At 65.4% G+C, this 14962-nt stretch carries 15 protein-coding genes; 9 read left to right on the forward strand and 6 right to left on the reverse strand.

Annotation, left to right across the window (positions count from 1 at the left end):
• Window positions 1-13: 13 nt before the first annotated feature.
• The 3 genes from ygfZ to E3T50_RS07230 all read right to left on the reverse strand — a co-directional run bounded on the left by ygfZ (window position 14) and on the right by E3T50_RS07230 (window position 2457).
• Complete coding sequence (gene ygfZ, locus E3T50_RS07220; RefSeq protein ID WP_134551225.1) at window positions 14-1234, reverse strand: CAF17-like 4Fe-4S cluster assembly/insertion protein YgfZ; 1221 nt, start codon at window positions 1232-1234, stop codon at window positions 14-16.
• Between the two features lie 143 nt (window positions 1235-1377).
• The gene (locus tag E3T50_RS07225) at window positions 1378-2061 is read right to left on the reverse strand and encodes a heme-binding beta-barrel domain-containing protein (RefSeq protein ID WP_134551226.1); all 684 of its coding nucleotides are present in this window, start codon (window positions 2059-2061) and stop codon (window positions 1378-1380) included.
• 129 nt (window positions 2062-2190) lie between these two features.
• Window positions 2191-2457 carry a hypothetical protein gene (locus tag E3T50_RS07230; protein ID WP_134551227.1) on the reverse strand — a complete coding sequence of 89 codons (267 nt, stop codon included), beginning with the start codon at window positions 2455-2457 and terminating at the stop codon, window positions 2191-2193.
• A gap of 72 nt (window positions 2458-2529) precedes the next feature.
• On the opposite strand from E3T50_RS07230, the gene E3T50_RS07235 reads away from it, so the two are divergent.
• The 8 genes from E3T50_RS07235 (at window position 2530) to pstB (ending at window position 11568) form a co-directional block, all read left to right on the forward strand.
• Entirely contained in the window at window positions 2530-3222 is a 693-nt protein-coding gene (locus E3T50_RS07235) for a response regulator transcription factor (protein ID WP_134551228.1), read from the forward strand.
• Window positions 3191-4066 (forward strand): mycothiol synthase, encoded by an 876-nt coding sequence (gene mshD / locus E3T50_RS07240; RefSeq protein ID WP_166784227.1) that lies wholly within the window; start codon window positions 3191-3193, stop codon window positions 4064-4066. Before E3T50_RS07235 ends, mshD begins: the two co-directional genes overlap by 32 nt.
• Before the next feature lie 133 nt (window positions 4067-4199).
• The gene (locus E3T50_RS07245) at window positions 4200-6374 is read left to right on the forward strand and encodes an RNA degradosome polyphosphate kinase (protein ID WP_134551230.1); all 2175 of its coding nucleotides are present in this window, start codon (window positions 4200-4202) and stop codon (window positions 6372-6374) included.
• Window positions 6374-7315 carry an NUDIX hydrolase gene (locus E3T50_RS07250; protein ID WP_134551231.1) on the forward strand — a complete coding sequence of 314 codons (942 nt, stop codon included), beginning with the start codon at window positions 6374-6376 and terminating at the stop codon, window positions 7313-7315. Before E3T50_RS07245 ends, E3T50_RS07250 begins: the two co-directional genes overlap by 1 nt.
• 147 nt (window positions 7316-7462) lie before the next feature.
• Window positions 7463-8560 carry a phosphate ABC transporter substrate-binding protein PstS gene (pstS, locus tag E3T50_RS07255; RefSeq protein ID WP_134461433.1) on the forward strand — a complete coding sequence of 366 codons (1098 nt, stop codon included), beginning with the start codon at window positions 7463-7465 and terminating at the stop codon, window positions 8558-8560.
• 157 nt (window positions 8561-8717) lie between these two features.
• On the forward strand, window positions 8718-9659 hold the full coding sequence (gene pstC / locus E3T50_RS07260) for a phosphate ABC transporter permease subunit PstC (protein ID WP_134551232.1): 942 nt from the start codon (window positions 8718-8720) through the stop codon (window positions 9657-9659).
• On the forward strand, window positions 9659-10747 hold the full coding sequence (gene pstA, locus E3T50_RS07265) for a phosphate ABC transporter permease PstA (RefSeq protein WP_134551233.1): 1089 nt from the start codon (window positions 9659-9661) through the stop codon (window positions 10745-10747). Before pstC ends, pstA begins: the two co-directional genes overlap by 1 nt.
• 41 nt (window positions 10748-10788) lie before the next feature.
• Entirely contained in the window at window positions 10789-11568 is a 780-nt protein-coding gene (gene pstB / locus E3T50_RS07270) for a phosphate ABC transporter ATP-binding protein PstB (protein WP_134461442.1), read from the forward strand.
• Window position 11569: 1 nt separating this feature from the next.
• Here pstB and E3T50_RS07275 read toward each other — a convergent pair whose 3' ends face one another.
• The 3 genes from E3T50_RS07275 to E3T50_RS07285 form a co-directional block, all read right to left on the reverse strand.
• On the reverse strand, window positions 11570-13042 hold the full coding sequence (locus tag E3T50_RS07275; RefSeq protein ID WP_134551234.1) for an amidohydrolase: 1473 nt from the start codon (window positions 13040-13042) through the stop codon (window positions 11570-11572).
• Window positions 13043-13125: 83 nt separating this feature from the next.
• Window positions 13126-13806, reverse strand: a complete 681-nt coding sequence (locus E3T50_RS07280; protein WP_134551235.1) for a nucleoside/nucleotide kinase family protein — start codon at window positions 13804-13806, stop codon at window positions 13126-13128.
• Between the two features lie 58 nt (window positions 13807-13864).
• Window positions 13865-14194 carry a hypothetical protein gene (locus tag E3T50_RS07285; RefSeq protein WP_134551236.1) on the reverse strand — a complete coding sequence of 110 codons (330 nt, stop codon included), beginning with the start codon at window positions 14192-14194 and terminating at the stop codon, window positions 13865-13867.
• 411 nt (window positions 14195-14605) lie between these two features.
• Between E3T50_RS07285 and E3T50_RS07290 the strand changes: the two genes are divergently transcribed.
• Window positions 14606-14914: a DUF7882 family protein gene (locus E3T50_RS07290; RefSeq protein ID WP_134461454.1), complete on the forward strand. Its 309-nt coding sequence runs from the start codon at window positions 14606-14608 to the stop codon at window positions 14912-14914.
• The last annotated feature ends 48 nt before the right edge of the window (window positions 14915-14962 follow it).

Below are 14962 nucleotides of genomic sequence, written 5' to 3' on the forward strand. Positions count from 1 at the left end.
GCAGGGGGTGAAATCAGTGACCGGGGGTACGGATGCCGAGGCGGGGCAGCCGGGGGATGTCGGCGACGGATCCGGCCGATTGCGGCACGATGACCTCCTGGCTGGCCGAGATGAGGATTCCCGCGGACTCGACATAGAGCGTCGACGTGGCCGGAATAGTGCGCTTGATCACGGCGAGCGCTATCGGTCCGAGCTCATAGTGGATGGCACTCGAGGTGATGGCGCCGACGGTGACCCGCTCAGCGTCACCTTCCGGCCTGACGCGGTCGGCCTGCACCGGGTCGCCGGGGGCAGGCAGCACGCCCTCGGATCCGTCGAGGTGCAGCATGACCAGGCGGCGCGGCGGGTGGCCGAGGTTGTGTACCTTCGCCACTGTTTCCTGCCCGCGGTAGCACCCCTTACTGAGGTGCACGGCGGTGCGGAGCCAGTCCAGCTCGTGCGGGATGCTCTTCTCATCGACCTCGCGGGCTCGCCGCGGACGCCAGGCCGCGATGCGCAGCGCCTCCAGCGCGAGAAGACCGGCAGGGGTGACAGAGAGGGGTGACGCGGATGTGGCCGCTCCAACAGTGAGGGCCCCGGCGGCGAGGGCGTCGCGCAGGGCGGCAAGGCTGGCGCGGGGAACGAGGGTCTCGGTGTAGGTCCAGTGGGTTGCGGGATGCTCGGGCGTTTCGGCGTACTGGTACCCACCGCGGGCCACCACGGCCCACGGGTCGCGCCAGGTCAGCGGTACCTCGTTGGGAGCGGCGGCGCTGATTCCAACGGAGGCGGGGGCATTCGTCATGGCGCCGATCGTGGCGTAGGTGAGGGTGTGGTCGACGACCTGCACGCGCAGCATGAACTTCATTCGGTCGAGAAACTTCTGCAGGCCGGGCAGTTCGGCGGCCTCGACGAGGAGCCAGGTTTCAACGCCGTCGTCGAGCACGCGGATGGCGTATTCGAGGCGTCCGGTGGGGTCGAGCAGCAGCATCTCGGTGGATTCCCCGGCCTCGAGGGTGCGCAGTTCCTGGCTCGCGATCGAATTGAGCCAGGTGAGCCGGTCGGGCCCGGAAACTCCCAGCACGCCGCGGTGCGAGAGGTCGACGATGGAGCGGCCGGCCGCGAGCGAACGCTGCTCGATCATGGGGTTGCCATAGTGCGCGGCGACGCCAGCGTCGATTCCTTCGGCCTGAACCGCGCCGGGCAGGGCCAGCAGCACGGAGGCCGGTGCGAACACGGGAGCTTCGGAGTCAGTCATGTCGCTCAATTCTGCCAACTCGGGTTGAGGGTCGGCGATCGTGCACAAAATCGGGAGCGTGTGTATGGGCACGACTCATCGGTTTCAACAGTACGGTGACCCGATTTATTCGGGCCGGGCACGGACCGGCCGAGTTACCCGCCTTATTCGACGCGGGCGAGGCGACCGGATGAATGGGTGCGGAGGTCCTGGCCGAGGGCGGCGATGTCCCAGGCCCAGAGCAGATGGTTGTCGACGAGGCCGTAGAGGCGGGTGGCTGCCGCGTATGGTTTGGCACCTACGGTGCGCAGCACGGCATCCGTGGCGAGATCGATGCGCGGGCCCTTGACCTGACCGAGGTAGAGTTCGGCGACGCCACCGGGATGCACGAGGGTGACCTCGATGTCGAAGCCACCATCACGGTTGCGCAGGGTTTCCACGGCCGCGGCCGAGGTGAACGGGCGCTCCCCGGTGCCGGGCAGCATGCCGGGTCCGGGGTCGCCATCGCCCTGGTGGCGGCTGAGCCGCCAGTAACCGGTTTCGGTGACCAAGGGGAGCTTGTCGCCAGAAAGCATTGCGTCGGACAGGTTCGACGCAGAAAGCGCGGGGGCCGCTGCGTCGGCATCCACTTCAGAAGAAGCAGCGGGCGCGTCGGGCTCGAGCCAGGTGTACGAGCTGTAGTTCAGGTGCGGCAGGCCGTCGTGGCTGAAGCTGATTCGATGGCCGAAGGTGCGGCTGACCGACTCGTCGCCGATCTTGTATTCGAGTACACCGGATCCCTCCCAGACTCCGATCAACCAGGAGAGTGGAACGAGTTCGGACGGCAAGCCGACCGGGAGGTCAATCATGCGTGATTACCGCTGCCCCCGGAACAGCTTGAACACGACCATGCCGGATACCCAGGCGATCGACAAGCTGGCCAGCCCGAGCAGGCCCAGGAAGAAAAGTTCAAGTGCTAACAGATCCATGTCATGAGTCTAGTGCGAGAGGTCGAGCAGGGCGACGATGACGGTCGCCACCACGAGAATGACGAGGGCTCCGGTGATGCTGACGGTGACCCGTGTGACGTAGCCCTCTTTACTGCCGGTGGCGATCTGCAGGCCCAGTGTGACGAGGGTGCAGACGGCCAGGGTAAGACCGATCCAGCTGATCGCCGAGTCCTCGGCGGCCAGAAAAGCGGTCAGACTAGCGCCCACAATCGCCAGCAGCCAGACGGTCGCGATCGTTTTCCAGTGCCAGTTCACGTCTCTATTGTGCCTGACCGCCCGCAGTGCATGGCACGCTAGTATGAAATTCGAGATACCTGGAGGGCGCGAGTGGCGCAGTTGTTGATCCTGACCTCGGCGGCCAACAATGACGTACTCCCCGCCCTGGCTTTGCTGTCGCACAGCGCACGGCTGATTCCGGCCCAGGCTGACCAGCTCATCAATGCGCCCGACTCGGACCTTCTTCTCGTTGATGCGCGCAGCAACCTGGCCGCAGCGAAGTCGCTCTGCCAGATTTTGCGCACCATGGGCAGCTCTACTCCCCTGCTGCTCGTGATCACCGAAGGAGGACTGGCCGCTGTCAGTCCCGACTGGGGTGTCGACGACGTCATTCTCGATTCGGCGGGCCCGGCCGAAGTGGATGCCCGCATTCGCCTGACCGCCGGCCGCCTCGCCCGCACGGAGCCGTCGAACACGATTCGCGCGGCCGGGGTTGTCATCGATGAGGCGAGCTATTCCGCGAAGGTGCACGGTAAGCCGCTTGACCTCACCTATAAGGAATTCGAGCTGCTGCGGTTTCTGGCAGCGCACCCGAGCCGGGTGTTCACTCGAGAACAGCTGCTGAGCGAGGTCTGGGGGTACGACTACTTCGGCGGCACCCGCACGGTCGACGTGCACGTGCGGCGCCTGCGGGCCAAGCTCGGCGACCAGGAGTCGCTCATCGGCACGGTGCGCAACGTCGGGTATCGATTCAATGTGCACGAGGAGAGCGATGAACGGGTTCCCAATTCTACTCGCGCTTAGTACAGCGGATGCTGCGGCGCTGGCTGCCTTTCACCGGGTCGCCACGGCCGCACAAGCCTTCGACGGGTACGCGCCATTCAATGAGCAGGCACTGTTCGACCTGCACAGCGGCCGGCGGACTGCCTATTTGGTGCGAACGGAGGAACTCGTCGTGGGGGCGGCGCTCGCCGGGCGCGGGGAAATCGACCTGGTGATCAGCCCGGCGTATCGGCGGCGCGGGTACGGGCGCACCGCGGCGCGCGCACTGGCCACGACCGAGTCGAACGGCGTGACCGCATGGTCGCACGGCGATCATCCAGCAGCTCGGGCGCTCGCGCGCGAGCTTCAGTTCGTCGCCGTCCGCACGTTGCTGGAGCTGCGCAAGCCACTACCCGACACGGAAGCGGGCGCATCCGCTTTGGTCGGGAACGAGCGCATTTCGGCGTTTCGGCCGGGAGTCGACGACGCGGAATGGGTGGCGCTCAACGCCCTCGTGTTTGCGGCGCACCCGGAACAGGGCGCGATCACCGAGGCCGACCTCGAGGCGCGGCAGGCCGAGTCGTGGTTCAACGCCGACGACTTTCTCATTCTGCGTGATGAAGGAGGTCGCATGATCGGCTACAACTGGCTCAAGGTCGACGGGGCGATCGGTGAGATCTATGTGGTCGGGGTGCTGGCGGAATCCGCCGGGCGCGGCCTCGGTCGCGTGCTCATGCGAGCCGGGCTCGAACGCCTGGCCGACGCCGGCTGCACCACCGCCGCGCTCTACGTGGAGGCCGACAGTGTCGGGCCCGTGCACCTGTATCGGACTCTCGGTTTCGTCGACCACACGGTCGACGTCCAGTACCGCCGCCTGATCGACTGAGCACGTCCGACGCGCAGCCCACAGTTCGCGCCCACAGCCGCGCGGGCCGAAAGGTCGACGGTGTCAAGATAATTTCGCTCGACGTTCACTCCGTTCGTCGCGGCGGCGTGACCAACGGTGTCAGGATGGATAGATGGACGGCGAAATCACTCAGGCAGACTCGGGACTGGGCACAGACTTTGATGACGACTTTGACCCACTTTTCGGAAAACTCGACCCGGCGCTGCCCGACGACCGCTACCTCGACCGTGAGCTGAGCTGGCTCGCCTTCAACCAGCGGGTGCTCGAACTCGCCGAAGACGAAACGCTGCCGGTACTGGAGCGCACGAACTTCCTAGCCATTTTCGCCAGCAACCTCGACGAATTCTTCATGGTGCGCGTCGCCGGCCTGAAGCGCCGCATCCTCACCGGGCTGGCCGTGCCGACCAACGTCGGCCGTGCCCCGCACGACGTGCTCAGCGATATTTCGTCGGCCGCCCACGCTCTGCAGGATCGCCACGCCCTCGCCTTCCAGAACCTCGTGCGGCCGGCCCTCGCCGAGTCTGGGATTGACGTCGTCCACTGGCAGAGCCTCGATGACTCCGATCGTCGTTCGCTCCGTACCTATTTTTCCAACCAGATTTTTCCGGTTTTGATGCCCCTCGCCGTCGACCCGGCGCACCCGTTTCCCTACATTTCGGGCCTGTCGCTCAACCTGGCCGTGCGGGTGCGCAATACCAAAACCGGCAAGCAGGAGTTCGCCCGGCTCAAGGTGCCCCCCATGCTGCCGCGCTTCGTGCGGGTCGACCGCCGGGAGTCGGTTGAGCGCATTCGTTACATCGCCCTCGAAGATCTCATCGCCAACCAGCTCGGCGACCTGTTTCCGGGCATGGAAATTCTGGAACACCACGTATTTCGCGTCACCCGCAACGAAGACGTTGAAATTGACGAAGACGAGACCGAAAACCTGATCAAAGCGCTCGAGAAGGAGCTGCTGCGGCGCCGGTTCGGCCCCCCGATTCGGCTGGAGATCACCGAGGACATGGACGAGGTCACCCTCGGCCTGCTCGTGCGCGAGCTCGACGTGACCGAGCAGGAGGTTTACCGCCTGCCAGCACCGCTCGACCTGGGCGGGTTGTTCGACCTGCGCATCGACCGTCCTGACCTGCACTTCGTCAAGCATGTACCCACCACGGCGGCCCAGCTGCTGCCGAGCGAGCCAAACGCCGAGCAAGACATCTTCGCGGCCGTGGCAAACCATGACGTACTGCTGCACCATCCCTATGAGTCGTTCGCGACGAGCGTGCAGGCGTTCCTGGAGCAGGCCGCGGCCGACCCGAATGTGCTCGCCATCAAGCAGACGCTGTATCGCACGTCGGGCGACAGCCCCATCGTCGAGGCGCTCATCGCCGCCGCTGACAGCGGCAAGCAGGTGCTCGCCCTGGTCGAGATCAAGGCCCGCTTCGACGAGCAGGCGAATATCACCTGGGCGCGCAAGCTCGAAAAGGCCGGCGTGCACGTGGTCTACGGGCTGGTCGGCCTGAAAACGCACTGCAAACTCGCCCTCGTCGTACGCTACGAGAAGGGCGTGCTGCGGCACTACAGCCACATCGGTACCGGCAACTACAACCCGAAGACCAGCCGTATCTACGAAGACCTCGGCTTGCTGACAGCGGATGCCCAAGTCGGCAAAGACCTCACCCGCCTGTTCAACGAGTTGTCGGGTTATGCCATTGAGAAGAAGTTCAAGCGTCTGCTCGTGGCTCCGCTGCACCTGCGCAAGGCGCTGCTCAAGCAGATTCAGGCCGAAACCGATAACGCCCTGCAGGGTAAGACGAGCGGCATCCGTATCAAGGTCAACTCGATGGTCGACGAGGACATCATCGATTCGCTGTACCGGGCCAGCCAGGCCGGCGTGCATGTCGACGTCTGGGTGCGCGGCATCTGCAGCCTCAAGCCGGGGGTTGCTGGCATGAGCGAAAACATCCGGGTGCGGTCTCTTCTGGGCCGGTACCTGGAGCATTCACGCATCTTCAGCTTTCACAACCTCGGCGAATCGCAGGTGTACATCGGCAGCGCCGACATGATGCACCGCAACCTCGACCGCCGAGTCGAGGCGCTGGTACGGCTGATGGACCCGGAACACCTGGTCGAAATCGAGGCGCTGTTCGAACGCGCCATGGACTCGCGCACCTCCAGCTGGTGGCTCGATGACACCGGCCAGTGGACCCGCCACGACGTTGACGAGCACGGCGTTCACCTCGATGACATGCAGAATCGGCTGATGGCTCAGATCAGTGCGCGCAAGCGTCCGACGGGGCGTCGCTGATGGCGGACAGGACCACGGACGTATACGCCGCCGGAGCTGTCTGTTGGCGCCTGATCGACGGCCGCATGCACGTGCTCCTCATCCACCGCACGATGCACGGCGACGTCACCATTCCCAAGGGCAAGGTCGACCCGGGCGAGACGTTGCCGCGCACCGCGGTGCGCGAGGTCGAGGAAGAGACCGGGCTGGCCGTGGCGCTGGGGGTTCCGCTCGGTATCTCGCATTACGACATGCCGGATGAGCGCACCAAGATCGTGCACTACTGGGCCGCCGAGATCACCCCCGAGGCCATTGCCCGCTCGACGTTCGTGCCGAACGGTGAGGTCGCCGCGATCGAATGGGTCACCATTAAAAAGGCGCGCACTTATTTGAGTTACCCGGCCGATGTGGGGATTCTGGAGACGTTCTCGGCCCTCGTCGATGCCGGAGTGACCCGCACGTTCGCCGTCATCGCGCTCCGGCACGGCAAGGCGGCGCCGCGCACCAGCGCCGGGCCCGACGCGCGTCGCCCGCTGACCGCCCGCGGAGTGAAGCAGGCGGCAAGCCTGGTCGACATGATTACTGCGTGGCGGCCGCTGCGCATTATTTCCAGTACGGCAACGCGGTGTGTCACGACGGTGGCGCCGCTGGCTGCCGCAACGGGCATCCCGATCAAGCAGACCGAGTTGATCAGCCAGGACGCTCTTGAGAGCGGTGAAGCGGATGTTCGCGCCGTCGTCGGCAAGCGGGTGCGTGCCCGCAAGACGGCCGTTCTGTGCAGCCACGGACCGGTATTACCGGAGATTCTGCGCGAGATCGCCCTGGCCACGGGAAGTCAGACCTCGTCGGCGCTGTTTGACGCCGCGGACCTGGACACTGGCGGTTTTGCGATCGTGCACCTGTCGTCGGAGAACCCGGCCGCGGGCATCCTCGCCATAGAAACGTACTCCGCCTCGGCCTGAAGCTCTCGGTCCACCGTTATCGCACGTTTACCTTCTGTTTACCGGAAGGTCGGTCGGCGGTTACTTGACCGGATTAACCTCAGACCGGGCCAGCACCGGCCCTGCACCCGAAATCACAGTCTTCTCAAACCCTCGAAAGGGAATCACGTGAACTTCAAGCGTTTCGGCCGCCCCGCGGTCATCGCCATTGCCGCAGGCCTCGCCCTGTCTTCCTGTGCAGCAAACGAAGGCGATGTTGCCATTACCGGCAACGATGCATCAGCCAGCACGCTCTCCGGAACGATCAACGGCGCCGGCGCCTCCTCGATGGGCGCAGCGCAGGAAGCCTGGCGCGCTGGATTCCAGACCGCCAACCCCGAGGTCACGGTCAACTATGACCCGACCGGTTCCGGAGCGGGTCGCGAAGCCTTCATCGCCGGCGGCACCGACTTCGCTGGCAGCGACTCCTTCATGAGCGACGAGGAACTGGCCGGCACGTTCGCCTCCTGCGCCCCGGGCAGCAAGGCTGTCGACCTGCCCGTCTACATCTCCCCGATCGCCGTGATCTTCAACGTCGAGGGTGTTGACGAGCTCAACATCGATGCCGACACGCTCGCCAAGATCTTCGCCGGCACCATCACCAGCTGGGACGACGCCGCGATCGCAGCCCTGAACCCCGACGCAACCCTGCCGGCCACCGCGATCACCGCCGTGCACCGCTCGGACGACTCGGGTACCACCAAGAACTTCTCCGACTACCTCGGCCAGACCGCACCCGACGTATGGACCGAAAAAGCTTCGGACACCTTCCCGTTCTCCACGGGTGATGGCGCACAGGGCACCTCGGGAGTCGTCTCGGCCGTCACCAACGGCGTGGGCACCATCGGTTACGCCGATGCTTCGCAGGCTGGATCGCTCAGCACCGCCAAGCTCATGGTCGGCTCCGACTTCGTGGCGTACACCCCCGAAGCCGCGGCCGAGGTTGTCGCCGGATCGCCCCTCGTGGCCGACCGGGCTGCCGATGATCTCGCGCTCGAGCTGAACCGCAAAACCACCAACCCGGCGGAATACCCGCTCGTTCTGGTGAGCTATGCGATCGTCTGCAACGAGTACGCCGATGCCGCCCAGGGCGCGCTCGTCAAGGCCTACATCGAGTACATCGCCAGCGCAGCCGGCCAGACGGTTGCTGAGGAAGCCGCCGGAGTCGCGCCGCTGACCGGCGAGCTCGAAGCCAACGTCGCCGCGGTACTCGCGACCGTCAAGTAACAACTTCACACACCTGCCCGGTCCCTTCCCGCACATGTGCGGGAGCGGATCGGGCAGACTGGGGTTTAACGGCCAGTTGCGTCCCGCCGTCACCACACCCTCGATTTCACACAATTTCACACAATTTCACCAGCACGAAGCTACTTAGGAGACCGGCATGACCACAGTTGCCGCCACGACCATCAAGGCCAGGCAGCGACCCGGCGACCGCATCTTCTCGTCGGCCACTGTCATCGCTGGCAGCCTGATTCTCGCCGTGCTCGCCGCCGTGGCCATCTTTCTGCTCGTCGAAAGCCTCCCGGCCTTTGTCGCCGACCCCTCCGCTTTCGACGGCGATATCACCAATTTCTGGTCGTACGTGGGCCCGCTCGTCTTCGGCACGGTCTACTCGGCCATTCTGGCGCTGATCATGGCGGTACCGGTCGCCATCGGTATCGCCCTCTTCATCTCGCACTTCGCACCGCGCAAGCTTGCGCAGGGTCTCGGTTACCTCATCGACCTGCTGGCCGCTGTTCCCTCGGTCGTGTTCGGCCTGTGGGGCATCACCGTGCTGGCCCCTCTCCTGCAGCCGTTCTACACCACCCTCGTCGATTGGTTCGGCTGGTTCCTCCCCTTCGCCGGCCCTGTCTCGGGCACCGGACGAACGATCCTGACCGTCTCCGTGGTGCTCGCCGTCATGATCCTGCCGATCATCACCGCCATCTGCCGCGAGATCTTTTTGCAGACTCCGCTGCTGCACGAAGAGGCTGCGCTGGCCCTGGGTGCCACCAGATGGGAAATGATTCGCATGGCCGTGCTGCCGTTCGGCCTGCCGGGCATCATCTCGGCCTCGATGCTCGGCCTCGGCCGTGCGCTCGGCGAGACCATGGCCGTGGCTATGGTGCTCTCCCCCAGCCCTAACGTCTTCTTCCAACTCCTCACGTCCCAGAATTCCAATACGATCGCCGCGAATATCGCACTCAACTTTCCCGAGGCGCACGGTGTTGGCGTGAATATTCTGCTCGCGACCGGCCTCATGCTCTTCGTGGTCACGCTGCTCGTGAATATGCTGGCCCGAATCGTAATCAACAGCCGTAAGGCATTTTCGGGAGCCAACTGATGTCATCCGTCATCGAAGCCGCACCGCTCACCAATTCGCTCACCGCAGGCAAACTGCCGCGGCGTTCGTCGCTCTGGGTGCTTCTGGCGAGCTGGGCTGTTTCGGCCGCCGTCTTCGCGATGCTCTACCTGTCGGGAACGGTCGACGGCTTCAACCTGGTGGGCACGGTCGTGTTCGGCACTGTGCTCTACTGCGTGGCCCTCTACGTGCTCTCCCGCCTGGTGGAAGGCTCACGCAAAGCCATGGACCGGCTGGTGACGGCACTCGTGACGGCCGCATTCATCATTGCCCTGCTGCCGCTCGTGTCGATCATCTACACCACCGTCGTGAACGGGCTGCCCGCCTTTCTGACGCCGACATTCTTCACCGAGTCACAACGCAACGTGGTCGGCGGCGGCGGCGGCGTGCTGCACGCGGTGATTGGCACCCTGCTGGTTACCGGCGTTGCCACGCTCATCTCGGTGCCGATCGGGCTGCTCACCGCGATCTACCTCGTTGAATACGGCCGTGGCCGGCTCGCCAGGGCCATCACCTTCTTTGTCGACGTGATGACCGGAATCCCCTCGATCGTCGCCGGGCTCTTCGCCTTCGCGCTGTTCGCGCTTTTGTTCAACGACCCGGGCATCCGCTTTGGTTTTGGTGGGTCCATCGCACTGACCGTGCTGATGATTCCCGTGGTGGTGCGCTCGAGCGAAGAGATGCTCAAGCTCGTGCCGAACGAACTGCGCGAGGCGGCTTTTGCACTGGGGGTGCCGAAGTGGCTGACCATTCTCAAGGTCGTGCTGCCGACATCCATTGCGGGAATCGTCACCGGTGTGATGCTGTCGATTGCCCGTGTGATCGGTGAGACGGCTCCGCTGTTGATCATTGCCGGGTTCACGTCGAGCATGAACTACGACCTGTTCAGCGAACGCATGATGACGCTGCCGGTATTCGTTTACACGCAGTACGCCAACCAGGGCGCCGACGCGCAGTCCTACGTGGACCGCGCCTGGGCCGGAGCGCTCACCCTGATCGTGATCGTGATGCTGCTCAACGGGCTTGCCCGACTGATCGCCTACTGGTTCTCGCCCAAACTGGGCCGCTAATTCTTCTCACTCGCTTTTAGAAAGCTCCTAGAAAGGGACACATGTCCAAGCGCATCGAAGTCAACGATCTCAACGTGTACTACACCAATTTCCTGGCCGTCGAGGGCGTCTCGATCGTGATCGAGCCACGTACAGTGACCGCGTTCATCGGGCCCAGTGGTTGCGGCAAGAGCACGTTCATTCGCACGCTCAACCGCATGCACGAGGTCATCCCCGGCGCACGTGTCGAGGGTGAGGTACTCATCGACGGCAACAACCTCTACGGCCCCGGCGTGGACCCGGTGCTCGTGCGCCGCCAGGTCGGCATGGTCTTTCAGCGGCCGAACCCGTTTCCGACCATGTCGATCCAAGACAACGTTCTGGCCGGCGTGAAACTCAACAACCGACGCATGTCGAAAACGGATGCCGACGACCTCACCGAAAAAGCCCTCCGCGGTGCGAACCTGTGGAACGAGGTCAAGGACCGCCTCGCTCGGCCCGGATCGGGCCTCTCCGGCGGGCAGCAGCAGCGCCTGTGCATCGCCCGCGCCATTGCGGTCGAACCCGACGTGATTCTGATGGACGAGCCGTGCTCGGCGCTCGACCCGATCTCGACGCTCGCCATCGAGGACCTCATCGAAGAGATGAAGAGCGAGTACACGATCGTGATCGTGACCCACAACATGCAGCAGGCCTCACGGGTGTCGGACCGCACCGCGTTCTTCAACATTGCGGGTACCGGCAAGCCAGGCAAGCTCATCGAGTATGACGACACGACGACGATCTTCTCGAACCCGAGTGTGCAGGCGACCGAGGATTACGTGTCGGGGCGGTTCGGCTAGGTCACTCCGCGCTGGCGAACAGTGCGGCGCCGTGGGTGACCCGGCCGGCCAGGAGGGTCGCGGCCACCGGCATCCGCTCGAAGGTGGCGTCGGAAACCTCTAGCGGGTCGCCGTCGAGGATAGCGAGGTCGGCCACGTCGCCGACGTGCAGCCGGGTGCGTCCGCGCGCTGAGGCGGCGAGGGCTTGCCGGCGGGTGATGACCTGGTGGGGGCGCCAGGGTTCACGCCCATCACTGCGGGCTCGCGATGACGCGGCGCTCATGGCGGTGAAGGGGTCGAGAGGCGCGACGGGCGCGTCGGATCCAAATGCGAGCGTGGCGCCGGCGTCGAGCAGCGAGCGCAACGCGAAGACCCGGTCGGCACCGGCAGCCCAGTTCTGTTCCACCGTGTCGCGGTCGTCGAGTGCATGCTCGGGCTGCACGCTCGCCGTCACGCCGAGACGGGCGAAGCGAGCGAAGTCCGCGGGCCGCAGAAACTGGGCGTGCTCGATGCGGCCGGTCACGTGCGCGCGTTCAAAGGCGTTGAGGGCGACCGTGTTGGCGGCATCGCCGATGGCATGCACCGCCGGCAGCAGCTCAGCCCGTGCGGCGTGGCGGAGCACCTCCGTCAGCTCGTTCTCACTGACGGTGAGCACGCCGTGCCCGCCCCCCGGGTATGCGTCGACGCAGAACGCGGTTCGGGTGTTCAACGAACCGTCGATGAGCACCTTGAGCGGACCGACGGTGAGCAGGCCGCGGGTGCCAGCGACCCTCTGGCCGGTGTGCATCCGCTCGGTGATGGCACGATCGAGATCGGCGGAGTAGATGCCGGCCTCGATTCGGAGTGCGTCGAATCCCGAGGCGATCCGACGCTGCCAGTTGTCCCGATTCCAGGTCATTTCAAAGTCGACGATACCCACGACTCCGCGGGCGGCGGCCCGGGTCGCGGCGCAAGCGGCCAAAGCGTCAACCTCGGTGTCTGGCAGCTGGCCGAGCGCGATCGTAAGCGCGAATGCGGCCTGTTCACGCAGCAGACCCGACTCGTCGACACGCACGCCAAAGCGCTCGGCGGCTGCCGCGTTGAGCCAGACACAGTGCAGGTCGTGACTGATCAGGGCGGTTGGATGCCCCTCCGTCACCTCATCGAGGGCGCGCAGGCTGGGGGCGTCGGCCCAGATAGCATCGCGAAATCTGACTCCGATCAGCGGGGTCGGCCGTGCGGCTGCGGTGATCTGCGTGCGCACGAGTTCGAGGGCCTCGCGCGCTGAGGCGGCCGCGGAAAGGTCGAACCGGTTGCCGGCGAGCGCCCACTGGGTGGCATGCACGTGTTCGTCCCAGAGCCCGGGGATGAGGGTGCGGCCGTCGAGGTCGACGCCGGGGGCATCCGTTGGGGTGTCGGCTGGCACGATCTGCGTGATGACGCCGCCCGTGATCTGCACGTCGCAGGGGCTGGTGTCGCCGAGCTGCGTGACAGAGCGCAAAACAAGATCGGGCATGGTTCGTCCGTTCGATCGGGGGCTGGCGCGGCGGCGGCCACCACAGCCACCCTACATTCCGATGTAACCCGCAGGGGCGCAGGCTACTGGCCGGAGATGGTGATGGTAGCCCGGCGGCGGGTGGCGTCGATCAGGAGGGCGTTCTGGCCGTCGACGGACTCGGCCCAGGCCAGGGCAGCCTCGGGGCTCCGGCCGTGGCGCTCGTGCCGGTCGACCAGGCGGCGGAGACGCTCGGCCGCGCTGGTTTCGCAGAACCAGGATTCGGCGAGGAGGGCGTCGATCTGCGTCCACGGCTCGGAGTCGGCGAGCAGGTAGTTTCCCTCCACCATGACCACACGCGCGCTTGGCAGCACGGCGATCTCGGCCGCGATGCCCTCGTCGACGGTACGGTCGAAGCTCGGTGCGTAGACGGTGTGGTCATCTTCGGTGAGGAGGCGGCGGAGCAGGGCGACGAATCCCCAGCCATCGAAGGTGTCGATGGCTCCCTTGCGATCGTGTCGGCCGAGGCGATCGAGGGTGGCGTTGGCGAGGTGGAAGCCGTCCATGGGCAGGTGCACGGCGGAGTCGTCGCTGCCGAGCAAACCGTTGACCTTTGCCACCACCTGCATGGCGAGAGTCGTTTTGCCGGCGCCCGGGCTGCCGGCGATGCCCACCAGGATGCGTCCGCGGGCCGGCAGGAGCGCGACGACCCGCTCGGCGAGATCGGTTAGTTGGGAGCATGCCGAGGGGCCGGCAATGGCGGCGGCGGTTTCAGTCTTCGACATGATTCGACTCTAGGGCGACGGGGTCGAGTTGGTGTGAACGTGCGGGCGGCCTGCCGGATCAGCGGCCGGTGGGGGGCCAGATGCCGTCGCATCCATTCTGCTGACAGGCGAATTGCCAGGACTGGCCGACGGGCACCACTTCCATGGGCATGAGGCAGCGTGGGCAATTCGGCGGACCGAGCACGAGTGCGCTGTCATTGGCCAGCTCGGCCTCGGTGTAGGGCGGGCCGAAGTACAGAAGCGAGCAGGCGTAGTTGGCGCAGCCGTAGTCGTAGGTGTCACCGTGCCAGGACACCAGCATGGGATCACCGCACTGCGGGCAGAGACGTGGCTGAGTCACGTCTCTCTTCTGAAAGACCCACGAGACGTTCTCGTTCATGTCATCCATGGGGTGAGACTAGTCCCGCAGGCCCGCGCGCACCCGGTTTTGGACGATCTGTGGAGAATTTTCGGTCGGCCTGGCGGTCTGGGCGCACCCGTGGCGGCTGGGCGCACGATCGAACATGCGCCCAGCCACTCAACGTGTGCCCGGCCCAGGAGGCGCCGGTCATTGTGTCGGCGCTGCTGGCATGGCGACCAAATCCTGTCAGCGCAAGCCGTGGCGCATCGAGACGGGTCCGGCTGTGCCCAGCATTGGGGGCTGGGGGCTGGGCACTTGAGCGGGATGCTCCGTCGTTGCGTTCACTAGGATCAAAATCGCAAAGCACTTATCGCTCCCCCACGGGGAGCACGACCCGTGGTTGGATGCGACTCGGCCCGCCCGTTCGCGTTCGCCGACGAACCAACGCGAGGCGCACTAATGGGCAAATTAACATACGACTCGAGCATCACCGTCGATTTCGACGATCGTGTGCTCGCGCACATTCAACTCGTGATCGGAGCCAAACTGCGTCGCGGGGAATCCTTCTACTTCTCCTGGCGTGATGACCCCCTCGTCGGCGGAGGCCGCAGCACCGTCTGGATGCATCCCGGCATCTCCCTGGCCTATAAATACTTCGGCAGCAAGACGCCGACCCTCAACCGCGACTGGGTCGAGGCGCTGTCGCTGTCGGCCAACTCGGCCACCGGCCTGCAGATCGTGGCCGAGCCACCGCCGCGCACCCCCTAGCGGATACGCGCGGCGCGCGGCCGGGTCTCGCGCCCGGCGCCCCGTGAG

Origin of the sequence: Cryobacterium gelidum, assembly GCF_004403985.1 — a bacterium.
GTDB classification, from domain to species: Bacteria; Actinomycetota; Actinomycetes; order Actinomycetales; family Microbacteriaceae; genus Cryobacterium; species Cryobacterium gelidum.